This window comes from Nitrosopumilus sp. K4 (assembly GCF_018128925.1).
Taxonomy (GTDB): domain Archaea; phylum Thermoproteota; class Nitrososphaeria; order Nitrososphaerales; family Nitrosopumilaceae; genus HKST03.
Map to the genome: position 1 here is coordinate 13,102 of NZ_CP067007.1, position 22,167 is coordinate 35,268.

General features: G+C 34.6%; 27 protein-coding genes and 1 tRNA gene. 26 read left to right on the top strand and 2 right to left on the bottom strand.

The genetic code is table 11. The features are described from left to right. Positions 1-19: 19 nt before the first annotated feature. From NsoK4_RS00065 to NsoK4_RS00080, 4 genes are all read left to right on the top strand, one after another. Positions 20-1,282, top strand: a complete 1,263-nt coding sequence (locus NsoK4_RS00065; protein WP_211687387.1) for a peptidase — start codon at positions 20-22, stop codon at positions 1,280-1,282. 85 nt (positions 1,283-1,367) lie between these two features. Further along, positions 1,368-2,144, top strand: a complete 777-nt coding sequence (locus NsoK4_RS00070) for a rhomboid family intramembrane serine protease (RefSeq protein WP_211687388.1) — start codon at positions 1,368-1,370, stop codon at positions 2,142-2,144. A gap of 37 nt (positions 2,145-2,181) precedes the next feature. Then, positions 2,182-2,358: a 4-oxalocrotonate tautomerase family protein gene (locus NsoK4_RS00075; protein ID WP_211687389.1), complete on the top strand. Its 177-nt coding sequence runs from the start codon at positions 2,182-2,184 to the stop codon at positions 2,356-2,358. Positions 2,359-2,528: 170 nt separating this feature from the next. After that, positions 2,529-3,335 carry a carbon-nitrogen hydrolase family protein gene (locus NsoK4_RS00080; RefSeq protein ID WP_211687390.1) on the top strand — a complete coding sequence of 269 codons (807 nt, stop codon included), beginning with the start codon at positions 2,529-2,531 and terminating at the stop codon, positions 3,333-3,335. On the opposite strand, the gene NsoK4_RS00085 is transcribed toward NsoK4_RS00080, so the two are convergent. Beyond that, on the bottom strand, positions 3,319-3,786 hold the full coding sequence (locus NsoK4_RS00085; RefSeq protein WP_211687391.1) for a topoisomerase DNA-binding C4 zinc finger domain-containing protein: 468 nt from the start codon (positions 3,784-3,786) through the stop codon (positions 3,319-3,321). The genes NsoK4_RS00080 and NsoK4_RS00085 overlap by 17 nt on opposite strands. 56 nt (positions 3,787-3,842) lie before the next feature. Here NsoK4_RS00085 and NsoK4_RS00090 point away from each other — a divergent pair, with 56 nt between their 5' ends. The 13 genes from NsoK4_RS00090 to NsoK4_RS00150 all read left to right on the top strand — a co-directional run bounded on the left by NsoK4_RS00090 (position 3,843) and on the right by NsoK4_RS00150 (position 15,808). Then, the gene (locus tag NsoK4_RS00090; RefSeq protein WP_211687392.1) at positions 3,843-4,997 is read left to right on the top strand and encodes a thiolase domain-containing protein; all 1,155 of its coding nucleotides are present in this window, start codon (positions 3,843-3,845) and stop codon (positions 4,995-4,997) included. 2 nt (positions 4,998-4,999) lie between these two features. After that, complete coding sequence (locus NsoK4_RS00095) at positions 5,000-5,365, top strand: Zn-ribbon domain-containing OB-fold protein (RefSeq protein ID WP_211687393.1); 366 nt, start codon at positions 5,000-5,002, stop codon at positions 5,363-5,365. Between the two features lie 70 nt (positions 5,366-5,435). Continuing rightward, on the top strand, positions 5,436-5,597 hold the full coding sequence (locus tag NsoK4_RS00100; protein ID WP_211687394.1) for a hypothetical protein: 162 nt from the start codon (positions 5,436-5,438) through the stop codon (positions 5,595-5,597). A gap of 183 nt (positions 5,598-5,780) precedes the next feature. Further along, positions 5,781-7,874, top strand: a complete 2,094-nt coding sequence (gene nrdD / locus NsoK4_RS00105) for an anaerobic ribonucleoside-triphosphate reductase (protein ID WP_211687395.1) — start codon at positions 5,781-5,783, stop codon at positions 7,872-7,874. Positions 7,875-8,089: 215 nt separating this feature from the next. Further along, positions 8,090-10,741, top strand: a complete 2,652-nt coding sequence (locus tag NsoK4_RS00110; RefSeq protein ID WP_211687396.1) for an adenosylcobalamin-dependent ribonucleoside-diphosphate reductase — start codon at positions 8,090-8,092, stop codon at positions 10,739-10,741. Positions 10,742-10,783: 42 nt separating this feature from the next. Next, entirely contained in the window at positions 10,784-11,902 is a 1,119-nt protein-coding gene (locus NsoK4_RS00115) for a hypothetical protein (RefSeq protein WP_211687397.1), read from the top strand. A gap of 2 nt (positions 11,903-11,904) precedes the next feature. Beyond that, positions 11,905-12,573 carry a ribosome biogenesis protein gene (locus NsoK4_RS00120; protein WP_211687398.1) on the top strand — a complete coding sequence of 223 codons (669 nt, stop codon included), beginning with the start codon at positions 11,905-11,907 and terminating at the stop codon, positions 12,571-12,573. Positions 12,574-12,595: 22 nt separating this feature from the next. Then, a tRNA-Gly gene (locus NsoK4_RS00125) sits at positions 12,596-12,669 on the top strand. A 49-nt stretch (positions 12,670-12,718) separates the two neighbouring features. Next, positions 12,719-13,021, top strand: coding sequence for a ribonuclease P protein component 4 (locus tag NsoK4_RS00130; protein WP_211687399.1), 303 nt, complete (start codon positions 12,719-12,721; stop codon positions 13,019-13,021). A 31-nt stretch (positions 13,022-13,052) separates the two neighbouring features. Continuing rightward, complete coding sequence (locus NsoK4_RS00135; protein WP_211687400.1) at positions 13,053-13,505, top strand: 30S ribosomal protein S19e; 453 nt, start codon at positions 13,053-13,055, stop codon at positions 13,503-13,505. Between the two features lie 7 nt (positions 13,506-13,512). Then, on the top strand, positions 13,513-13,821 hold the full coding sequence (locus NsoK4_RS00140) for a DNA-binding protein (protein WP_211687401.1): 309 nt from the start codon (positions 13,513-13,515) through the stop codon (positions 13,819-13,821). Between the two features lie 42 nt (positions 13,822-13,863). Next, positions 13,864-14,943 (top strand): zinc-binding dehydrogenase, encoded by a 1,080-nt coding sequence (locus NsoK4_RS00145; protein WP_211687402.1) that lies wholly within the window; start codon positions 13,864-13,866, stop codon positions 14,941-14,943. Positions 14,944-14,950: 7 nt separating this feature from the next. Then, complete coding sequence (locus NsoK4_RS00150; protein ID WP_211687403.1) at positions 14,951-15,808, top strand: CoA ester lyase; 858 nt, start codon at positions 14,951-14,953, stop codon at positions 15,806-15,808. Between the two features lie 3 nt (positions 15,809-15,811). On the opposite strand, the gene NsoK4_RS00155 is transcribed toward NsoK4_RS00150, so the two are convergent. Beyond that, positions 15,812-16,411 carry a transcriptional regulator gene (locus NsoK4_RS00155; RefSeq protein WP_211687404.1) on the bottom strand — a complete coding sequence of 200 codons (600 nt, stop codon included), beginning with the start codon at positions 16,409-16,411 and terminating at the stop codon, positions 15,812-15,814. A 54-nt stretch (positions 16,412-16,465) separates the two neighbouring features. On the opposite strand from NsoK4_RS00155, the gene NsoK4_RS00160 reads away from it, so the two are divergent. The 9 genes from NsoK4_RS00160 (at position 16,466) to NsoK4_RS00200 (ending at position 22,162) form a co-directional block, all read left to right on the top strand. Beyond that, complete coding sequence (locus tag NsoK4_RS00160; protein WP_211687405.1) at positions 16,466-16,810, top strand: response regulator; 345 nt, start codon at positions 16,466-16,468, stop codon at positions 16,808-16,810. Positions 16,811-16,877: 67 nt separating this feature from the next. Beyond that, complete coding sequence (locus tag NsoK4_RS00165) at positions 16,878-17,021, top strand: hypothetical protein (RefSeq protein ID WP_211687406.1); 144 nt, start codon at positions 16,878-16,880, stop codon at positions 17,019-17,021. A gap of 66 nt (positions 17,022-17,087) precedes the next feature. After that, positions 17,088-17,804: a tetratricopeptide repeat protein gene (locus tag NsoK4_RS00170; RefSeq protein WP_211687407.1), complete on the top strand. Its 717-nt coding sequence runs from the start codon at positions 17,088-17,090 to the stop codon at positions 17,802-17,804. Positions 17,805-17,837: 33 nt separating this feature from the next. Next, positions 17,838-18,422, top strand: a complete 585-nt coding sequence (locus NsoK4_RS00175; RefSeq protein ID WP_211687408.1) for a riboflavin synthase — start codon at positions 17,838-17,840, stop codon at positions 18,420-18,422. Between the two features lie 79 nt (positions 18,423-18,501). Next, on the top strand, positions 18,502-19,167 hold the full coding sequence (gene ribB, locus NsoK4_RS00180) for a 3,4-dihydroxy-2-butanone-4-phosphate synthase (protein WP_211687409.1): 666 nt from the start codon (positions 18,502-18,504) through the stop codon (positions 19,165-19,167). A gap of 2 nt (positions 19,168-19,169) precedes the next feature. After that, a complete protein-coding gene (gene ribH, locus NsoK4_RS00185; protein WP_211687410.1) occupies positions 19,170-19,586 on the top strand; it encodes a 6,7-dimethyl-8-ribityllumazine synthase in 417 nt (138 codons plus the stop codon). Next, positions 19,583-20,335, top strand: coding sequence for a GTP cyclohydrolase IIa (locus NsoK4_RS00190; protein WP_211687411.1), 753 nt, complete (start codon positions 19,583-19,585; stop codon positions 20,333-20,335). Before ribH ends, NsoK4_RS00190 begins: the two co-directional genes overlap by 4 nt. After that, on the top strand, positions 20,329-21,519 hold the full coding sequence (locus tag NsoK4_RS00195; protein ID WP_211687412.1) for an amidohydrolase family protein: 1,191 nt from the start codon (positions 20,329-20,331) through the stop codon (positions 21,517-21,519). The genes NsoK4_RS00190 and NsoK4_RS00195 overlap by 7 nt, the downstream gene beginning before the upstream one ends. Further along, the gene (locus NsoK4_RS00200) at positions 21,506-22,162 is read left to right on the top strand and encodes a 2,5-diamino-6-(ribosylamino)-4(3H)-pyrimidinone 5'-phosphate reductase (protein ID WP_211687413.1); all 657 of its coding nucleotides are present in this window, start codon (positions 21,506-21,508) and stop codon (positions 22,160-22,162) included. The genes NsoK4_RS00195 and NsoK4_RS00200 overlap by 14 nt, the downstream gene beginning before the upstream one ends. The last annotated feature ends 5 nt before the right edge of the window (positions 22,163-22,167 follow it).

A 22,167-nucleotide genomic window follows, 5' to 3' on the forward strand; every position in this document is an offset into this window, starting at 1 on the left:
AAAATATGATTTTTCTTGCATGTTTAGATCTGAGACCGTAGTTGAAAATAATTCTGTTTTATCTTCTATTGTAGTTGCCGGGGTGATTACAAGTCTCTCTTTAATTTTATTTCCTACAATTACATATGCTGATGTATTTGTTCCTGAAAATGAATACGTTGGTTACTATGACTACGAGGGCGTTTTTACCGTAGTAGGAAACGTGAAAAATCAAAATGATTTTGCATTAATCCCAACTTTGACAATATCTGTAATTGATGATGGAACAAGAATTACCAAGATCCTTCATCACGTTCCAATCCCTGCAATGACTGACATTCCTTTCAAACTAAAATTCCCTGAAGTTCAAAGTGAAAACCTCGAAGTGTTAAAAGCGGAACTAAAATTTGTAAAAACCAAAAAAAATCCTGTTCCAATTCAGATTATCTACGATAAAACTCTGATAACACATGACGATGGACATGTTACTGGGAGAATTCAAAATGTTGGAAACTATACAGTCTATAATCCTAAAGTGTATGCAATAGTTCATGGCATTGAGAACTATGTTCTCGATGTTGCTCACAATATTTCCCTTATTGAGAAAATAAAACCTGGGGAAATACTGAATTTTACGATATATCCCGATCCATCTATTTCTGAAACAGTTCGCTTTTACTCGTGTTTTGCACCTGTAGACACAACTGTTATTCCTATTTCTACAAAGAAAAATGATGGAAACTTTGATTTCAGATATGATTCTGGTGCATGGTTTTCAGCAGCAAAATTCAATGAGGATGGAACAGAAATGATAATTCGGGGATACAACAGCTATCCTCTTGAGACATATGCAAATTTTGAGTTCCCTCCAATCTCCGGTGAGGAAAAATTTGATGTTACAGTGGATGATCAACCAATAGAATTCATACAAAGCATTGATGAGATGGGACAATGGCATGTTGCTTTTCTAATAGAACCAAGATTCCAAGCTGTTGTAAAAATATCTGGATTTGAAAAGGGATTACCTCCAGAAGTTCCAAAGATTCCTCAGTGGATAAAAACAAATGCTGAATGGTGGGCAACTGATCAAATTCCAGATTCAGAGTTTCTTGAGGGAATTGATTTTTTGTTTAAAAAAGGAGTCGTTTTTGTATCCGGCAAGCAACTGGCAGTAGAATCTGCATGGGAAATTCCTTCATGGATCAAAACACCCGCATCTTGGTGGGCAGAAGGAAAAATCTCAGATGACGAATTTCTTAATGCAATTGAAAATCTTGTAAAACGAGAGATTATTGTAATTTAATTCTGACATATTCAAAGGATATGCCCAATTTTTATTCCATACTGAATAATCTTATTATACAATTTTCATCGAAACTAGTCATCTAATGTTTCCACTACGAGACGAGAACCCACACCCACCAGGATTCAAACCAAGAGTTACTCAGGCACTAATTGTTATTAACATAGTTGTATTTTTCATCGAAGTTGTCATTACTGGGCAATTTTTTGATTTTACTAACCAAAATGCATTTAATTTATTTTACAATTGGGGTGCAGTACCTAGTTGTATTACTGGTGGTAGTGTACTGAATATTGATTTTGGTGCAGGACCATTACGTGTCTCTTGTCCTGATGTACCATACATCTCACTTCTAAGTTCTATTTTCTTACATGGTGGACTAATGCATCTTGGAGGAAACATGTTGTTCTTGTGGATCTTTGGGGATAACATTGAACAAAAATTTGGCAAAGCAAAGTATCTTGGAATTTATTTGATGTGGGGCGTCTTGGCAGGATTGATTCACATTTATGGTGATACAAATAGTGCAATTCCAGCAGTTGGTGCATCAGGTGCCATCTCGGGTATACTTGGTGCTTATCTTGTAATTTTCCCTAGAGCCAGAATTCAGACATTCATGATGATGGGGTTCTTTTGGAGAATGATGCGTATCCAAGCAAAATGGTTCTTGCCTTTCTGGTTAGTCTTTCAAAACCTTCTACCGTTTTTTATTGGGGGATTTGGTGTTGCAGGCGGTGGAGTAGCTTATCTTGCTCATATTGGAGGATTTGTTGTTGGACTTGCAACAGGTTATCTTTACAAAAAAACACATGGTTCAGAATTTACTTATGGCACTAGATATGGCTATAGGCCAGATTATTAGTTTAAAGAATAAATCAACCACCTTCTGAAAATTATTCATGCCCTTGATCACAGTATCAATGTACCCTGGAAGATCACAAGAACAAAAAGACGAATATGCAAAAGCTATCACAAAAGCTGCAGTAGATATTCTAAAAACAAAAGAAAGTCACGTCATTGTTGTTTTTGATGAAAATCCAAAAGAAAACTGGTTTCAAGCTGGAAACCCTCTCTAATTATTTTTAAAAAACAGACTGGACTTTCCCTCCAGTCAAAGGTAAGGACATACACACAATGGTCTGTAATTGATATTAAACAAAATCAGATAATAACAAAATGGTACATTTGATGCATGTGCCGCAATTTTTTGTGTATATTTTTATTCTAACCTGAAATTAGAAAATCAATGAAGGCTGCAGTTGTACAATTCAAGGCATCAACTAAAAAAAATGTAAATCTAAAAAAAATTCTAGATTATATCAAAAGGGCAGCAAAAAACAAAGCTACACTTGTTGCATTTCCAGAATTTATGATGTTTTACACAAATTCATCACAAACTCCAAAACAGCTTGCAGATTTAGCTGAAAACATTAACGGCGATTTTGTTTCAGCAATTGCACAATGTGCAAAAGAAAATCACATTCAAGTTGTAGGTTCATTTTACGAGAAAAGCAAAAAGAAAGACAGAGTGTATGACACTTCATTTGTGATTGATAAAACAGGTAAAGTAATATCTACTTACAGAAAGATCCACCTCTATGATGCATTAGGCTTTAAAGAATCAGACAAAATGATGTCAGGTTCAAAGATTGCAAAACCAGTAAGGACATCCATTGGAAAGATTGGTATGATGATTTGTTATGACCTAAGGTTCCCTGAGATGTCACGTTCACTTGCATCTTCTGGTTCTGAAATACTAGTTGCTCCATCTGCATGGGTTAGAGGTAACATGAAAGAAGAACACTGGATAACAATTAACAAAACACGTGCAATTGAAAATGGTTGTTATGTTATTGCTCCAGATCAGGTAGGAAACATTTACTGTGGTAGAAGCGTTGTAGTTGATCCATATGGCAAAATACTCCTTGATATGAAAAAGAAACAAGGGATTGGTTATGTTAACATTGAATTAAAAAAAATAAAAGATATACGAAAAGTTTTACCTTTACTAAAAAACAGAAGAACAGATATCTATCCTACTTTGAAGGCTTAGGCTTTCTGCTTTCACAATTAAAGTTTGAACATTGTCTAGTCCACTTTTGTTTTTTTGAATATCTAAAAATTACCATTGGCCATTTGCAAACCTCACATGGCGTCTTTATTGCACGCAGTCTTGCTTTTTGTAATAACGGCGATGATGCTTTGCATCCTCCGTAATAATTTGAGCAACCCATGAATCTTTTCCTAGTTGTTCTTGAACGAATTATCATCAGTTGTCCTAGTTTACATTCAGGACATTGAACAAGTCCCTTCTTTGGGGTGTTTGTTCCCAAGATGATGTATTTTTTGTCTTTTGATGACCAAGAAAGAAAGCCATTTGCATCAAGATATTGTGTGATCTCTTTTCTCAAAGTATTGGTTCTTGTCTTTGTAGTTTTTACAACATGCCTGTTTGTTTTCTTTCTGACCTGGATAGATTGAAGCTGAGATTTTTTTGCCGGCATTTCTAATGATGGATTTACTAAAACGATTTTTATAGGGAATCGGGTCAGCCACATTTGTGGAAAAGGTTTGCGTTCTTGGTGCAGGTAGCACCAAATATGGAAAATTAGCCGATAGTATTGCAGATATTACTACCCAGGCCTCCGTTGACGCCATTGAAAGCGCCGGAATTGATCCCAAAGAAGTCAAAGCAGCATACATCTCAAACGTATTTGGTGTGGCTGACAAGCAGGTTCATTTGGGACCAGTTTTGATGAGCAACCTTGGAATTTCAGATAAACCTTCATTATCAATTGAATCCGCATGTGGAAGCGGTTCAGTATCATTTAGAGAAGCATATGCAAATGTTGCAGCAGGATTCTATGACTGTCTTGTTGTTACCGGTGTTGAAAAAGTAACTCATACTGGAACAGAATGGACAACAACATACTTTGCATATTGTTCAGACTTTTTCTATGAGGGACAAGCTGGTGCATCATTTCCTGGTTTGTTTGCATCAATGGCAAGAGCTTACCTGACAGAATTTAATGCAACAGAGGAAGACTTTGCAAGAGTTGCAGTAAAGAATCATGAAAATGGTGTACTAAATCCAAAAGCTCACTTGCAAAAGAAAATCACAGTTGATGATGTAATGAACTCTGCAGTAGTTGCAAGTCCACTAAAACTTTATGATTGCTGTCCATTTTCAGATGGTGCAAGTTCAGTAATTCTTTGTTCTGAAAAGTTTGCAAAAGAACACGGCGGTGATTACATTGAAGTAATTGGCTCTGGCAGAGGTGGTTCACCAGCTGCATTACAGGGTCGTGAACACATGACAACAATTCCAAGTACAAAGATTGCAGCTGAAGCTGCATACAAGATGGCAGGAATAACTGCAAAAGATATAGATTTTGCAGAAGTGCATGACTGCTTTACCATTGCAGAAGTTGTAGACACTGAAGACTTGGGATTCTTTGAAAAAGGAAAAGGTGTTGAAGCTGTTCGTGAAGGAAGAACAAGATTAAACTCAGACCTTTCGATAAATCCATCAGGTGGTCTTAAATCAAAAGGTCATCCAATTGGCGCAACAGGTGTTGGACAAGTAGCTGAAGTATTTGATCAGTTAACCGGAAAAGCTGGCGCAAGAACTGTAAAGGATGCAAAAATTGGATTAACTCATAACTTTGGTGCAACTGGTGCAAGTTGTGCTGTTCATATATTCCAAAGTGTGTAAAAATGTCAATAAAAGAACAACTTATTGAAAAAGCAAAAGAAGGCAAAGTCCTTGCACACAAATGCACAAAATGCGGACATTTGCATCTCTCAACTGTCTACTTTTGCCAAAAATGTGGCAGTAAAGGATTTGAAGACGCTATTTTGGAAGGTACAGGTACAGTTGCCACTTATACAATCATTACAGTAGCCCCTGCAGGCTTTGAAAAATATACCCCGTATGCATTTGTAGTCCTTCAGCTAGACAATTCAGACCTTAGAATATCTGGATTTATGGGAGGAATTGCAACTCCAGCAGATCTTCCGGTTGGAACCAGAGCAAAAATCACTGGTTTTGATGAACGCGGAATATTGATGGAAAAACAGTAATTTTTTTTGTTTGAATTATTAAAAAAATTCATAATCGATTCTTAATTATTTTGTATTCCCGATCATTTTCATGTCTGTTGAAGTAACCTGTGGAAAATGTGGAGAAAAGATCACAAACATGAAGATGCTAAAAGCATTGAAAGATGTAATGAATCCTTACAATGGAAAGTGTCCATCTTGTGGACAAAAGCTATCAACCTCAGAATTTTCTCTTGATGTACAAGAAAACTGATCTAAATGCTTTTTGTGTTTGCTCTTGTAAATCTGAAATGTTACATATGGGCTTTGTTCAAAATTGAAAACTGATCTAAATACTTTGCTTTTCAGATCATGTTTTGATCCAAACTTGTGATCCAAATTGATGGAATATGATCTAGTCACAAGTCTTATTTACTCCTAATTTAATGAACAAATCATGGAATTGAGTGAGGGAGTAGCAGAACCAAAACGAAGTGGAATCCTTCAATCAACATCAAAACGTGTTAGAATGATCTTTTCTGTAATGGCGAGTCCTAACAGAATCGATATCTTAAGAATCCTTAATTCCAAAGGACCTCTGACTTATTCAGAATTAAAATCTCTTGCTGGATTCAAATCCAAAAAAGAAAGCGGAAAATTTGCATACCATCTCAGAAAACTATTGAGACAATCTCTTGTTGCATTAAACAAATCTGAAAGAAGATACACAATCACAAATCTTGGAAAACTTGTCCTAAGTCTAGCAAGACAGATCGAAGAGCGTTCAATTATTGAAAGTGGAAAGATGTATGTTAGAACATCGCATGAATCCATTGAGGAATTTAATTCTCATAAAATCATACAATCATTAGTTAGGGAAGGAAGCCTTCCATTAGAATTAGCACAAAAAATTACTGAAGAAGTAGAAAACAGAATTTACAAATATCAGACTACATACCTCACAGGCTCATTAATTCGAGAAATGGTTAATTCTGTATTATTAGAGCATGGTCATGAAGAATACCGAAACAAATTGGCACGCCTAGGCCTGCCTGTATTTGATGTTCAAGAAATGCTCACAAACCTAGATAATGTAGATAATGGAGCCGAGGGACTGTTATTTAATACAGGTCAGAGAGTTTTCGCTGAACATCTATTAACAAATATTCTGCCAAAAGATGTAGCAGACTCTCATCTTTCAGGAGATTTGCATATAACAAATCCGGGAGTGTGGTCAATGATTCCTGATACAATATTTGTTAATGTTAAAGAACTAATTGATGATGGAGTTGATCTTGGAGGAAAATATCTTGACGTATCAAGAATCCCTGCATCAAAATCACTTGATGAAATAACTTCTGCATTATCTGTAATTATTTCACTTCTTTCAAAAGAAGCTTCACAAGAAATTGTTTTAGATGGTGTAACACAATTATTTACAAAACATTCAAAGAATCTTGAAGAATTAGAACAAAAACTTGCAAATGCATTTGCCACTGCATCCACTACATCAAAATACAATAAAACAAGCACTCGTGTTTCAATTAGATTACAACTAGGTTCTGATACAAAAATTATTAATTCAATTATCAACGCATACAAAAATTACACAAAGATTACACCAGTACCAAAAATTGGTTTGATTGTTGATTATGAAAAAGGCAAAGTTTCCGATGTATCTGAAGCATTAGCAGAAATAATTTCAATTGGTGGAAATGTAATGTTTGCAAAAGGACAAACATCAAGTTATGGAATTACAAATCCAACAACAAAGAATTCCGGTCCATTATCTATTGCACTACAATCTGTCTCAATTAATCTTCCAAGGCTTGCATTTGAATCAAACAAAGATGAGACATACTTTAGAGCAAGACTTGCATTACTTATGAAACCAGCACTTGCTTCTATGGCATTAAGAAAGAAAGACATATCAGATCTTACAAGACGGGGTCTCAATCCAATCCTTGCAAAGAATACTCAATACATGCAAAGAAGTTCCGTGTCTCTAAATGTCAATCTTGTAGGTCTCAAAGAAGCAGTTTACAATATACTTGGTTTCCAAGATAACAAAGAGGGTAAGGAAATTCTCCACAAAGTAATTGAAACTGCCGTAGATGTTGGAGCTAAAAAAGGAAAGGAAATTGGTGATCCTGTAGCTATATCTATGATTGAGACTGAAGGCGCTACTAGATTTACTAATCTTGATGGCGAAAAATATGGTAAAAACTCAGCTCTAAACACCATGGAAGATGACTCTTATTCTCAGGGTGTAGTGATTAATGCCTCAGAAATTACCGAATTTACGAACAAAAGCGAGCCTATTTCAGAGTGCAACAAACTAGCAAAGACGCTCAATGGAGGTCTGTTGATTAAATTACAAATTGACAAGGATGCCAAGCCTGCAGATATCAAAAAATCCATTGAAAAGGCTGCAGATTTGACTAATTCATTCAAACCTGAAAAGAAAGTTGCAATTTGTGGTGAATGTGGATTTAAGGATGAGCCATTTGAGGACAAGTGTCCTAAATGTAAGTCACCTTATGTTGTCTGAATTCCGTAATTGAAAAACTAGTTCCGATCTTTTTTAGAAAACTTTTTGATCCATTTCAGATGTACGATCATCGTCAGCTGTTATCAATATTATGCCAATATGAAGTTCATAGGAGTGGTGTAAAAAATATTGACTCCTGAAAGCGACAAGATCAAAACTTTTCGAGCACACAAGTTATATCCCAAATGTTCTTACCCTCTTCGGGGAGATTATAATTGGATAATTCACAAATAGAAAATACTATCAATGAGATCCGTAAGCGCAGTGGCGCAGTAACGGCTTTCAATAAAGATAAGATTTCAAATGCCATTTACCGGGCATTAGCAGCCACATCTAAAGCCGATCGTGAGCTTGCAGATCAACTAGCAGACAAAGTTGTTGATAAATTAGTAGAGCAAGGATTTACAAGTACTAGAACGCCTAGTGTTGAGGACATTCAAGATATTGTAGAGTCTACTTTGATTGATAGTGGCCACAGTGATATTGCAAAGGCCTACATTGTCTATAGACATGAGAGAAGAAAACTTAGAGACGAAAAAATGAAAGTCTTAAACTCAAAGGCCTTAGATCCAGTTTCTAAGAAATTTGATCTTAATTGCTTAAGAGTTCTCGCATCAAGATATCTGTTCAGAAACGGAAAGAACGAGATTACTGAAACACCTACTCAGATGTTTGAGAGAGTCGCAATTCTGGTTGGAATTGGTGATCTTTTGTATGATGCACAAGTATTTGACAAGTCAGGAAACATTACACAAAATATCGAAGAAGCACAATCATATCTTGAAAAACTAGATAATTTTGATTACAAATTCAAAATTGGAGAGTATTTCTTAAACAAATGGCATTTCAGATCATTGATCAACCACTATGTTACTCTGGCAAACAAAGGTCAGATGAAAGTAAGCTTCAAAGATCTTTTGACTCTGATTGCTGCAAAGAAATTAGACAACTATGCAGACAAAATTTCTGAATACTTTGAACTGATGACTAGCCAAGACTTTCTACCAAATTCACCAACAATGATGAATGCAGGTGGAAGGCTTGGTCAATTATCAGCATGCTTTGTTCTTGGAATGGAAGATGGCATGGAAGAAATCATGAAATCCACTTCAGATGCGGCATTAATTTTCAAATCCGGTGGTGGAGTTGGAATCAACTACTCTGATCTTCGTGAAGAAGGTGACATTGTAGCATCTACATCTGGTGTTGCATCAGGACCAGTATCCTTCATGAATATTATCAATACAGTCACTGAAGTTGTAAAACAAGGCGGCAAGAGAAGAGGCGCCAACATGGGGATCATTGAAGCATGGCATCCTGATGTTGAAAAATTCATTACAAACAAGACCCAACCAGGAATTCTTGAGAACTTTAATGTCAGCGTTGGAGTTTGGGAAGACTTTTGGCATTCTCTCGTAAATACTGAAGACGGAAAATATATTCTACGAAGCCCACGTGATAGAAAACCAGTAAAAGAAATCAATGCACATCAACTAATTGATCTAATTGCACTGTCAGCATGGAAAAGTGCAGAACCTGGTTTGATCTTCTTTGATCAAATTAACAAATACAATGTATTTGCAAAAGCAAGACAAGCTCCTCTAAGAGCAACTAATCCTTGTGGTGAACAAAGCCTCTATCCATACGAATCATGCAATCTTGGTTCTATCAACTTGGTAAATCTTGTTAAACGAAAAGCCGATGGTGGATACGAATTTGATTGGCAAAGATATGAAGAGACAATCAGAAAGACTACCAGATTCTTGGATAATATCATTGATGTAAATCATTACCCAGTACCAGAAATCAATGTAGCATCAAAAGAATCAAGAAGAATCGGATTAGGTGTAATGGGAGTTGCAGATCTATTGTACAAACTAAGAATACCATACAACTCCAAAGAAGGATATGAGCTACAATCAAAATTATCTGAAGCTCTGACATATTATTCCATGGAAGAAAGTGTGGCACTTGCAAAATCTCGTGGTGAGTTCCCACTGTGCTCAAAGACAGAATACCCAGAAGGAAAAATCCCTGTTGCTGGATATTATGAAAAACCAAAAGAGATGCATTCTTACGAATGGGATGCACTAATTGAGAAAATCAAAAAGCATGGAATCCGAAATGTTCTAACCACAACTGTTGCTCCAACAGGTACATTGTCAATGATTGCAGATTGTTCTAATGGAATGGAACCTGCATTTGCACTTGTATTTGAGAAGAGAGTAACTGTTGGAAGATTCTTCTATACTAACAAAATCGTTGAAGAAGTCCTAAAAGAAAATGGTCTATACACTGATGAAATACTGGCAAAGATTGCGGATAACTATGGTTCACTCAAAGGAATTCCAGAAATTCCAGAGTGGATGCAACAAGTCTTTGTCACTGCAATGGATATTCATTGGGCAGACCATCTCATGGCACAAGCCGTATGGCAGGACTGGATTGGAAATGCAATTGCAAAAACAATCAACATGCCATATGATGTAACTGCAGATGATGTTAAATCTGCATATCTATTGGCACATGAATTAGGTCTAAAAGGAATCACAGTTTATCGCGATGGTTCTAGACACACCCAAGTACTTCACATGACAAGTGAAAATGCAGAAAAAACATTTGATGTATCACCAAGCGAGCATATCACAGAATATGTTACAACTAACATAACAAATCAATACATCAAATCCCAAGTTAATGCTGCACTTGCATTAAAGGTACATGATGAAGAAATCAAATCAGAACCACATCAACCTGAGGAAATTTCAGAAGATCGTCTATGTCCAACATGCAAAAACAATCTTGTGTTTGTAGAAGGTTGCAGTATCTGTATCGAATGTGGATACAGTGGTTGTACTTCTGGATGACAGAATCACAACTTTTTTACTTTCTTTCATTTTTGAGTCCATGTGGATAAGAAATTTGTTGGAATAGGCATAGGAATTGCAGTAATTGTTGCAATAATAGCTGCTGCAACAATGATAGATTCAGAGCCTGCTATGACCCAAAAGACTAATGAAAAAATTGGTCTAGTCATAAATCCACCAACTCAATCTGTCTCATTACAACAAATTGATGAAATCTTTTTTGATGCATCATCTTCTGGAATTGGCCGAAGCAATGTCTATCTATTTTGGAATATGATTGAACCACAAAGAGGCGAATTTGACTGGAGTCAATCTGATGTGTTGATGGGACTCAATGAAAAAAATAATCTCAAAGTTACACTCTACTTTTCAGTAATTAATGGTGAAACACTTGGACCATTCCCTGATTGGATTGGCAATCCGTCTCTTAATGCAATTGGTGAAGACCGACTGACAAATGTTCTTGATGCAATTTTGATGCGTTATCATATTGTTGATACTGTAATTATTGCTGGAGAAACAGAATCACAATTCCGTTACTATGAACAAAACATTCCTGTCTACAAAGAACTATACAACTCAGTATATAATAAACTAAAAACTAAATATCCTGATGTAAAGTTTGGGAATTCATTTGCATTGCATCATGTTTTGAATAAAGATCTACAAAATATTGTTCATGAATTAGCTATAGGTGATTTTGTTGCATTTTCATATTCTCCAGTAGATAGCCTAAATGATATTGTAAAAACTCCCGATGATGCAATAGAGGATCTCTATGCCGCATTTGAGCTTATTCCAGATAAAAAAGTAGGGTTTTTTGAGATTAGCTGGAGTACCTCTGATTTTGTAGGTGGAAATAATACTTCTCAGAAAGAATTTGTTGAAAAAACATTTGATTTCTATTCGGAAAACGAGTCGGAGGTAGAATTTTTGACATGGTATAGACAGTATGATAGACCAGAAGGAACGTGTGTTTCAGCCACTCAAAACATTGGAGATGAAAAAATTAGCGTTGGTGGAGGATCTGGATTAGGTAGTAGCGAACATGTAATTGAAAGACTGAACCATTACATATGTAATGCAGGAATGAAGGATGTTGATGGAAATTCAAAACCTGCATGGGATGAATTTAAAAATCAAATAGAAATGATCAATTGAATATGGTCTCTTTAATTTTAGCTGAATCTTCTTTGGAATTAATTCCCACAGAATTGAAATCACATCCTTCTGTAGTTTCACATGCACAAAAGCTTGGAAAAATACCCTCTGAAATACTTCTTGATAACTCATGGCACTATGCAGCAATGAAAGGAATATCAAATGAAATTAAACGAGGCAGACCTGATATAGCTCACTTTAGTATTTTAGAAGCAACAACAATTCCATTATTTTTTCAAAATAAAATCAAACTTTTTGTTCATACAATTAATGACAAGGTGATTTCTTTTGGTGAAAATGTGCATGTTCCAAAATCATATCATAGATTTGCAGGATTAATTGAAAAATTATTCCAAGAAAAATCTGTTATGGTAGAAAATAACGAATTGTTATCACTCAAAGATCAATCCTTTTCTGAATTAATTAAACAGATAAACCCATCAAACATTATTGGATTATCTACTACAGGAAAACAAAGTACCTTTGAAAAAATTGGTTCTGGTCTAAATGATGATTCGTGTATTGTTGTTGGCGGATTTCAGAAAGGTCATTTTTCTGATTCTATTAAAAATAAAGTCACTAACCTATTCTCCGTAGGCAACACATCACTAGAAGCACATGTAGTTGTTTCAAGAATGCTCTACGAATATGAAAAAACCATTTTTATGTAGGACATAGAGTTTGAATTCTTGTGCAGTCATAGTATAGCCTGGTTAGTATTCGGGGTTTCCAACCCTGTGACGCGGGTTCGAATCCCGCTGACTGCATGTTTTCCTTAAAGACAACCAATTTTTAGACCTAGATCCAATTATTCTCATGAAGCCTGCAGTAAGAAAAATTGCACTTGAAAGAATGCAAATTCTAATTGATAATGCAATTTCTAATGCAGTAACAAACCCAGAACTTTCAGAACGTCAAGCATCACTTGCTAGAAAAATTAGCATGAGACATAAAATTAGAATGCCTTACGACCTCCGAATTGTTTTCTGTAAAAAATGCAAGTCCTTTATTGCGCCTGGAATAAATTCAAGAATTCGTCTTGGCAGGACATCAGTCAAGTCGATCAGAGTCACTTGTAGCTTGTGTGGGCATACCTATCGCAAAATAATAGCTCAATGATTTATAAGACGATTATCGATTTTTTGTCTTCATGGCAAAGGTATACGATGTTCCCGCTGATGTATTAATTGCAAAACTAGCTGAAACTCTCAAAGGTGAGGATATCCCTGCTCCATCATGGATTCCGTTTGTAAAAACTGGAGCTCATGCAGACAAACCTCCTCAAGATAGAGAATGGTGGCATACTAGATGTGCATCAATTTTAAGAAAAATTTACCTTCATGGTCCAATTGGAATTAACGAATTACGAAAAGAGTATGGTGGTGGTAAGCCATCAGGATATGGAGCTGCTCATCATAAAGATGCGGGTGGTGCAATAATTCGTAATGCAATTCATGGATTAGAAAAACTTGGTTATGTAGAAAAAATTGAGAAGAAAGGTCGTGTGGTTTCAAAACAAGGAATGCAAAAACTAGATAGATTAGCAACAGAAATTCTCAAAGAACTTGTAGCTGAAAATTCACAGCTCAAAGTATATTCTTAGATCTAAAATGAGTTTTCCTGATTCTAATGATTATCAGGACAATCAAGATAATCAAAACAATCAAGATAATCAAAACAATCAAGACTTTTCTGCACAAAAAGAACAGATCCTAAAACAAATTCTAGCACCTGAAGCAAGAATGCGATTAAACAATATCAAAATGGTAAAACCTGAATTAGCTGATCTTGTTGAACAATATCTGATTGGAATGGCATCTCAAGGAAAGATGCACTCCCAAATTACAGATGAACAGTTCAAACAAATACTATTGTCAATTCAGCAACCTAAACGAGATTTTAAGATAAATCGCATCTGATCTCAGATAAAATATAATTATGGGCAAAGCTCCGTCCTACTTATGAAAGCCGTAGTATACAATGAATACGCACCAGATGATAATTTTGCTAAAATCCTTAAAGTCCAGGATATAGATGAACCAAAACCAAAAGCAGATGAGGTTGTTTTCAAGGTCAAAGCAGCAGCTCTGAATTATAATGATATTTGGGGAATGCGAGGACAACCAGTCCCAGTACCATTACCACACGTATCAGGTTCTGACGCCGCAGGAGATGTAATCGCTGTAGGTGAGGACGTTAAAAATATCAAAGTAGGAGACAGAGTTGTTTCCCACTCTAACATGTCTTGTAGAGTTTGTAAAGCATGTACTGATGGTAGAGAATTTGACTGTGTCAATAGAATAATTTGGGGATTCCAAACTGGTCCAACATGGGGAGCTTATCAGGAAGTTACCCACCTTCCAGAAGTTAATATCTCAAAAATCCCTGAAGGTGTTTCTTATGATGAAGCAGCAGCTGCATCAATGACATTACTAACTTCATGGCACATGTTAGTTGGCAGAGCTAAAATCACACCAGGACAAACCGTCTTGATCATGGGAGGTGGTTCTGGAGTCGGCAGCTTTGGAATTCAAATTGCAAAACTGTACAACTGTGATGTTATTGCAACTGCAAGTCCTGACAAACTTGACAAATGTCTAGAACTTGGAGCTGATTATGCAGTAGATCATAGAAAAGATGACTGGCATAAAGAAGTAAGAACAATTACAAAAGAATTAGCCAAGAAGAAAGGTGAAGTACCAGGAATTGATGTTTCATTTGATCACATTGGTGAAACTCATTGGAACAAACAACTAACCTTGCTGAAATATGGTGCAACACTAGTTTCATGTGGGGCAACGACTGGTTATGATGCCAAAACTGACCTAAGACATATCTTCTTTAAAGGAACAAACATCTTGGGTTCAACACAAGGAACCAAAGCTGAACTTGATCAAGGTCTTTATTGGATGGGTCAAGGAAAAATTAAAGCTGCAATAGACTCTGTCTATTCATTTGAACAAGCAGCAGAGGCACATACCAAGATGTTGACTGGAAAAGGCCTCTTTGGCAAAATCTTAATGAAGCCAGAGGGCGCATAGTCATTTAATGACTCGGCTTTTTCGAAGTCTCATTTTTGTTCCTGGAAACAATTCGAGATTTCTAGAAAAGGCAAAGTCATTAAAAGCAGACATTGTATGTTTTGATTTAGAGGATTCTGTGCCTGATTTAGAAAAACAAAATGCAAGAAAACTAATCAAGACTGCACTCAAATCAAGATCATCATATCTCTCATCCATTTTTGTTAGAACAAATTCTCCATCTTCAGGTAGGATTCCTGATGATCTAAAAGAAATTGTTCAAAAGGGAATTGATGGAATAGTTATTCCCAAAGTCAACAACACTGCTGAATTGAAAAAAATTGAAAAAAACCTTTCTAAATTAGAAAAGACAAGAAAACTAAAACCAATTCAATTAATCCCCTCAATTGAATCTGCTGAGGGCGTAGTTAACACATACGACATTGCTTCATTTGATAAGAGAGTTTGCGCAGTTGTATTTGGTGTCTTTGATTTATTAAATGACATGGGAATTGAATATGCCAAAAATGCAGAAGGCGGAAAATATTCACGTGCAAAAATTCCTGTAGATGCAAAAGCAGCAGGAGTTGTTGCAATTGATGCAATTTGGCAAGATCTAAAAGATTCTAAGGGTTTAGAAAAAGACTGTAAAATTGGAAAAAGTCTAGGATATGCAGGAAAAAGCATTATTCATCCTGACCAAATAGAAACTACTCACAGACTCTTTCATCCAAGTAAAACTGAAATTCAATGGGCACAAAAAGTTTGTAAAATATACCTTAATTCTGTCAAAAAAGGAAAAGGTGCAACAACTGTGGATGGAAAAATGATTGATGAAGTACACTACAAACAAGCAAAGGCTGTCTTAGATTTAATAAAAAAATGATTTTTAGGTAAAACCATTCATTGATGAACTTTTTTCAAGTATTTTTTTGTCAACTATGCAGACTAGTTCAACCTTGTCTTTGTTCATTTTTGTTTTTATTTCATTAAAACAACATCTGTACTTTGAAATCCTTTTGCTGTCACTACGAATACGTCCAGTTTCAATCAATACTCCATTTAGAATAAGATTTTCAATCTTTCTATATCCTGAAGTCTTTGGAACTTTGGATTTTTTTAAAATATCTGGTATTGTTAATTCGGTTTCAAGCAACGACAATATGATTTCCCTTGATTCAAAATCTCCCAAAAATCCTAAAATAGAGTTTACTAGTTCATTATTGAGTATTTTAATTACATGCCTGTCATCCAAATTTTTAATTTTTATATTTTTTACAATGATCTCTTTTTGAATTTTTTTTGCATCTAATAATGAATTTGTTTTTAATATACTAAGAAATTTTTCAAAATGTTCAATTGAAAGTTTTATTGACATTCCGTGCTTGAGAAACAATTCTCTTTCAACTTTTTTTAATAAATCTTTTTCAAGAACGTTTTTTATCGATTCAGAAAGGCACGAAGAAAGTAATCTGTCGATGCCAGCCATTGTTAGTTCAAGTTAATACAAAATATTAAAGCATAATAAGGTAATTATGATTATATGACAAAATCAGTTATCGTTATAGATGATGACAAGGATACTGTCCGTCTGTTTAGTGAATTCTTAGAAGAAAAAGGCATTGATGTTATTGGAAGAGGATATGATGGTGTTTCTGCGGTAAAATTGTATAAAGAAAAGAAACCTGATGTTGTTTTAATTGATCTTAACATGCCTAACGGAACAGGAATTTATGCAATAAAAAAGATCCAAAAAATCAATTCAAAAGCAAAAATAATTGCAGTTACTGCAGATGGTAGCTCATCAACAGAAGAAAAATTAGAAAAACTTCAAGTTCCAATTATCCAAAAACCCTTTAAAATGGAACAAGTGATCTCCCAACTCTAAACTAAATTCCCATTTGTGGAACTTTTGAGACAATGTTATATTAAGATCTTCATATTTCAACATTAGAATGAGCAAGCGTGTTACCATAATGATTGACGATGATCTTGACAAAAAAATAAGAATGCGTCAAGCTAAATTGATTCAAACAGAACAAGCATCATATAGCTATTCCAAAGTACTAAATGACACACTAAGGAAAGTTTTGAAATAGTAAAATTTTCTTTTAATTTCTATACAAAGAATAAAGGTAATGAAAACCTATTACTGTTGATTAATCTTGGTTAATTTACTTGATCCAACAAATGTAATCACAAGAATGTTTGAAGCAAGAAAATATGAGGACATGTTTGAATATTGCAAAAAATTACTTGAGAAAAATCCAAATGACTTGCTTGGACTACAAAATGCTGGCTTGGCTCTATTACATCTAGATAAATTTGAAGAAGCGATATCTTTTTGTGAAAAGGTTTTAGACATTAAAAATTCTGATTCTTATGCTTTAAAAAATAAAATCTATGCACTTGAGAGTCTTAAAAAATACAATGAAGCAATAGAATGCTGTAACATAATTCTACAATCTAATCCTAAAGATGTCTGGGCACTCAATAGCATGGGATTATCTCTAAATGAGTTAGACAGACACGATGAGGCAATAGAATTTTACAATAAAGTGCTGGAATTAGATGAAAACGATACTACGGCACTTATGAATAAGGCAATTTCACTTACTCATCTTAAAAAATTCCATGAATCCATTCAATTTTATGATAAAGCTCAAACCTCAGACTCAAGCCTCAAAGAAGCAGCTATTGCCAAATCAAGACTATTTCAGAAATTAGGACTAGAGGATGAAGCCTTTTTGTCGGCCCAAGGTGTTTTGCTAAAAGATTTTGATAAAATTAAGAATGATGCAAAGAACAACAAATGCTCAGTTTTTCACCAATTTTGTGAAAATGAATATGAATTGTTAGAATCAAAAACAACATCTGACTAAATCAATTTATAAAAGAATTTTTCACAAAAAGTAATGTTTACTGGTATTGTAGAAGGAATTGGAAAAGTTGAAAAAATTTCTAAAGCTACCAAAAATCGCAGCGCAATTCAAATGACAGTAAATTTGGGAAAGCATTCTAAAGGTCTCAAAATTGGTCAAAGTGTTGCATTAAATGGTGTATGTCTAACTGTGACAAAATTATCAAAACCAAATTGTATTTTTGAAATGATAGAAGAAACTACAAAAAAGACAGATCTTGGAAATCTTAAACCTGGTGGAATAGTAAACATTGAACGAAGTTTAAAAGCAGGGGATAGACTTGAAGGTCATTTTGTTTTAGGCCATGTAGATGGTGTGGGAACTATCAAAAAAATCCAAAAGAAACCAAAAGAGGTTCAAGTTTGGTTTGAAGTTCCAAAAAATCTTGCAAAATATGTTGTAAAGAAAGGCTCGATCGCAATAGATGGAATTAGTTTAACGGTTGTAGATGTAAAAAAGAATCTTGCCTCAGTATGTTTAATCCCTCACACAATTGATGTCACAAATTTTCAAACAAAAAAAGTTGGCGACAAAATTAATATTGAAACTGATATTCTTGGAAAATACATTCTCAAATAAATTATAATTTACCACTTTTTTGGTAATTACCAATATTTTAGTAAACTTTATAATTAGAACAAAGCCGATTTTTTTGTACATGACACTAGAATCTGCACTTCAATCGTTAAAACGAGGCGAATTTGTACTGTTATTTGATTCAGCAGGCAGAGAAAATGAAATTGATATGGTAGTTGCAGCAGAATTTGTTACTCCAGAACATGTTGCAAGAATGAGACAACATGCAGGTGGTCTTTTATGTATAGCAATTGATAATGCATTTGCAAATTCTCTAGGATTACGATATATGCATGAAATTTTAGATGAATCTAATATTTCAAATAAAGAAATGATTATGGGGCTGGCTCCCTATGGGGATCATCCAACATTTTCGATTTATGTTAATCATTATCAGACATACACTGGAATTACTGACAAAGACAGATCCTTGACAATTACTGAAATGGCAAATCTTTACAATGTTGAAAACAAAAAGAAAAAATTTGTATCTTCATTCAAAACCCCTGGACATATTCCCCTCTTAATTGCCTCCAAGGGATTAATCAAATCAAGACAAGGACATACTGAAATGTCTGTTTATCTTGCTCAAATTGCAGGATTGACTCCTGTAACTGCTATTTGTGAAATGATGGATGCAGAAACTTATACTGCATTATCTGTTGATAAGGCAGAAAAATATGCAAAACAAAATGGAATTCCATTAATTGATGGGAAAGAGCTTTTAGAATACGCAAAGGTGCATTAATTTTGAATATTGCAGTAGTGGTCTCGGAATTTAATGAAAAAGTGACATCTAGGATGTTATCTGTTGCAGAAGAAAAAGCTGAAAAATTGAAGTTAAAAATAAAGTATACCTGTAGTGTCCCAGGAGCATATGATATGCCGATTATAGTGAATGCATTATTACAAAAAAAGGATGTTGATGGAGTTGTCACATTGGGTGCAATCATCAAAGGACAGACAAAACATGATGAAGTTATTGCACATTCAACAGCAAAGGCATTGACAGATCTTTCTATAAAATATGAAAAACCTGTCTCATTGGGAATTACTGGACCAGGTATGCAAGAAAGACATGCATATGCTAGAATACGCCCAGTAGCTGAAAGAGCAGTAGAGGCTATTTTGAAAATTACAGGAGAACTTGATAGAATAAAAAAATGATTCAACTAAGTATTCTAAAAATTAATGGATATGGTCCTTGGACTCTCACATTAGGGAGCGATAGAGAGCATGAACTACAAATGCTACAGGCATCATTATACAAGGAAGTGCAAAGACTATTTTCTCAAAAAAATTGCCTGGTTTTCTTGAACCGAGCTGATGAATTCTTTGTAGTTACAAATGGTCTGAGCCTTGATGATCATATTGAGATTCAAAAATCACTGGAAAAATCATTTGATATACGATTATCCGTATCCATCGGATACGGAAATTCCCCGTTTGAGGCTAATCTCAAAGCATATGATGGAAAGAAAAATCAGGTAATTCTAAGTAAAGAACACAATATTTTTGGATATGTTGCCAATGATTCTGAGAAATCTGTCACAATAATGCATCTTGATGTGGATGATCTAACTTCAAGGAGAAAAACAAATTCACCTTATGAAATTTCCTCAATCATCTTTAATCTCTATGCAAAAATGTCAAAATATTTTCTTGACAAAAACTCTCTGACATTTTTTATGGGCGGTGATAACTTTATGGTTGTAGCAAGTGAAGATGCAAAGAATTCAACTCAAGAATTCATTAATTCAATAAAAAATAATGATGAAATAATTTTGAATTGTGGTATAGGTAATGCAAAAACAGGTAGAGATGCAGTTAAGCTTGCTACAAAATCTCTTGATACAATTAGAGAGATAAGAGATTCAGGCAAAAAAAAGCCTGAAGTTTATGAATTATCATGTTAATAAAAAATATCAGTGTCTTACTAGGAAAAGAGTTAGATTTTATTTCAAATACTAATATCAAAATACAAAATCAAAGATTCAAAAGAATTCAACCAAACATTGGTCCAAGTTCAAAAGAAGAAACCTTGGACTGTGAAGGTCTTTTAATGATACCTGGCTTTGTGAATTGCCATACTCATATTGGTGATTCTGTTGGAAAAGACATTACTCTAAACAGCACAGTTGACAAAAGAATTCATCCTGTTTTTGGAGCAAAATCTAAAATTCTAAAAAATACAGATAAAGAAATTCTTGCAAACTATATGAAAAATTCAGTTACTTCTATGGTACAAAAAGGCATTACTACATTTGTCGATTTTAGAGAAGGTGGCATTGATGGTGTTTTACTTTTAAAAAATATTTTAAAAAATTCTCCAATACGTTCTGTGATTTTAGGAAGATTGGATTATTATCAAACAACTAATGAAATTCGAAAAAACATTCCATTTCCTAAATCAAAATTGTCCGAATTAGAACAACTTCTAAAGAAATGTGATGGTCTTGGAGTAAGCGGGGCAAATGAAAACAGCAATGCAGTTCTACGTCAATACTCGAAAACCTCTAAAATTAGAGCAATTCATTCATCAGAAACAAAACAAAGCGTCTCAGCCTCCAAAAAAATGACTGGAAGATCTGAAACTATTAGATCTCTGAACCTAAAACCACATTTTCTCGTACATATGACCCATGCCTCCATGGGTGATCTTAATTCAGCCGCAAAAAGAACACGAGGAATCGTGATATGTCCTAGAGCAAATGCCTCACTTGCAGAAGGCATCCCGGATATAGAAAATATGAAAAAATCTGGTTGCACGATTGCATTGGGAACTGATAACATTATGATCAATTCTCCTGATATGTTTAGAGAAATGGATTATCTGTGGAAAGCAACCATGGGAATTCACAAAAAACGAATCAATCCAAAAGAAATTCTAAAAATGGCTACTGTAAATGGTGGTAAACTTTTGAGAAAAGACATTGGAGTTATAGAAAATGGCAAAATTGCTGACTGTATATTTATTGAAAAACATGCATTAGATTTAGAACCGATGCATAATCCTCATGCGTCAATTGTTCATAGGGCATCAGAATCATCTATACGTGCAGTTATGATCGGAGGGAAAGTAGTTCATGGTAAAATCTAAACTGCATGTAATTCTTAGTGCAGCAATTTCAATTGATGGAAAGATTGCAACTTATACTGGTGATTCAAAACTATCTTCAAAAGAAGATTCTATTAGATTGCATAAACTAAGATCTAAAGTTGATGCAATATTAGTTGGTAAAAACACTGTTGATCGTGATGATCCATTACTTACTGTGAGGCACTCAAAAGGAAAAAATCCTATTAGAATAGTTTTAGATTCACAAGGAAAAATTTCACAAAAATCCAAAATTATCAAAACATGCAAACACATTCCTACAATTTTAGCAGTATCAAAACAAATAACCAAGAAAAATTTTGAGCTATTAAAAAAACATCCATTGGATATAGTTGTGTGCGGACAATCATCTGTAAATATAAAATCACTTTTAAAACAACTTGAAAGTCAAGGAATAACATCACTTCTTGTAGAAGGTGGCGGAACCATTAATTGGGAATTTATTAAATTAGATTTGTTTGATGAAATTATAATAACAATATCGCCATTCCTAATTGGGGGAACCAATGCAATTAGTTTTGTTCAGGGAGGTGGATTTGCAAAAATTAGGGAATCTCCAAATATAAAATTAAACTCTGTAAGAAGGCTCAAAAATCACCTTGTTTTACACTATATCAAAGTGTAAGTTAT

Excerpts from the sequence above, each read along its gene's own strand:
- NsoK4_RS00065 (WP_211687387.1), top strand. The coding sequence starts at position 20 with ATGTTTAGATCTGAGACCGTAGTTGAAAATAATTCTGTTTTATCTTCT.
- NsoK4_RS00070 (WP_211687388.1), top strand. The coding sequence starts at position 1,368 with ATGTTTCCACTACGAGACGAGAACCCACACCCACCAGGATTCAAACCA.
- NsoK4_RS00075 (WP_211687389.1), top strand. The coding sequence starts at position 2,182 with ATGCCCTTGATCACAGTATCAATGTACCCTGGAAGATCACAAGAACAA.
- NsoK4_RS00080 (WP_211687390.1), top strand. The coding sequence starts at position 2,529 with ATGAAGGCTGCAGTTGTACAATTCAAGGCATCAACTAAAAAAAATGTA.
- NsoK4_RS00085 (WP_211687391.1), bottom strand. The coding sequence starts at position 3,786 with ATGCCGGCAAAAAAATCTCAGCTTCAATCTATCCAGGTCAGAAAGAAA.
- NsoK4_RS00095 (WP_211687393.1), top strand. The coding sequence starts at position 5,000 with ATGTCAATAAAAGAACAACTTATTGAAAAAGCAAAAGAAGGCAAAGTC.
- NsoK4_RS00100 (WP_211687394.1), top strand. The coding sequence starts at position 5,436 with ATGTCTGTTGAAGTAACCTGTGGAAAATGTGGAGAAAAGATCACAAAC.
- nrdD (WP_211687395.1), top strand. The coding sequence starts at position 5,781 with ATGGAATTGAGTGAGGGAGTAGCAGAACCAAAACGAAGTGGAATCCTT.
- NsoK4_RS00120 (WP_211687398.1), top strand. The coding sequence starts at position 11,905 with ATGGTCTCTTTAATTTTAGCTGAATCTTCTTTGGAATTAATTCCCACA.
- NsoK4_RS00130 (WP_211687399.1), top strand. The coding sequence starts at position 12,719 with ATGAAGCCTGCAGTAAGAAAAATTGCACTTGAAAGAATGCAAATTCTA.
- NsoK4_RS00135 (WP_211687400.1), top strand. The coding sequence starts at position 13,053 with ATGGCAAAGGTATACGATGTTCCCGCTGATGTATTAATTGCAAAACTA.
- NsoK4_RS00140 (WP_211687401.1), top strand. The coding sequence starts at position 13,513 with ATGAGTTTTCCTGATTCTAATGATTATCAGGACAATCAAGATAATCAA.
- NsoK4_RS00145 (WP_211687402.1), top strand. The coding sequence starts at position 13,864 with ATGAAAGCCGTAGTATACAATGAATACGCACCAGATGATAATTTTGCT.
- NsoK4_RS00150 (WP_211687403.1), top strand. The coding sequence starts at position 14,951 with ATGACTCGGCTTTTTCGAAGTCTCATTTTTGTTCCTGGAAACAATTCG.
- NsoK4_RS00155 (WP_211687404.1), bottom strand. The coding sequence starts at position 16,411 with ATGGCTGGCATCGACAGATTACTTTCTTCGTGCCTTTCTGAATCGATA.
- NsoK4_RS00160 (WP_211687405.1), top strand. The coding sequence starts at position 16,466 with ATGACAAAATCAGTTATCGTTATAGATGATGACAAGGATACTGTCCGT.
- NsoK4_RS00165 (WP_211687406.1), top strand. The coding sequence starts at position 16,878 with ATGAGCAAGCGTGTTACCATAATGATTGACGATGATCTTGACAAAAAA.
- NsoK4_RS00175 (WP_211687408.1), top strand. The coding sequence starts at position 17,838 with ATGTTTACTGGTATTGTAGAAGGAATTGGAAAAGTTGAAAAAATTTCT.
- ribB (WP_211687409.1), top strand. The coding sequence starts at position 18,502 with ATGACACTAGAATCTGCACTTCAATCGTTAAAACGAGGCGAATTTGTA.
- NsoK4_RS00190 (WP_211687411.1), top strand. The coding sequence starts at position 19,583 with ATGATTCAACTAAGTATTCTAAAAATTAATGGATATGGTCCTTGGACT.
- NsoK4_RS00195 (WP_211687412.1), top strand. The coding sequence starts at position 20,329 with ATGTTAATAAAAAATATCAGTGTCTTACTAGGAAAAGAGTTAGATTTT.
- NsoK4_RS00200 (WP_211687413.1), top strand. The coding sequence starts at position 21,506 with ATGGTAAAATCTAAACTGCATGTAATTCTTAGTGCAGCAATTTCAATT.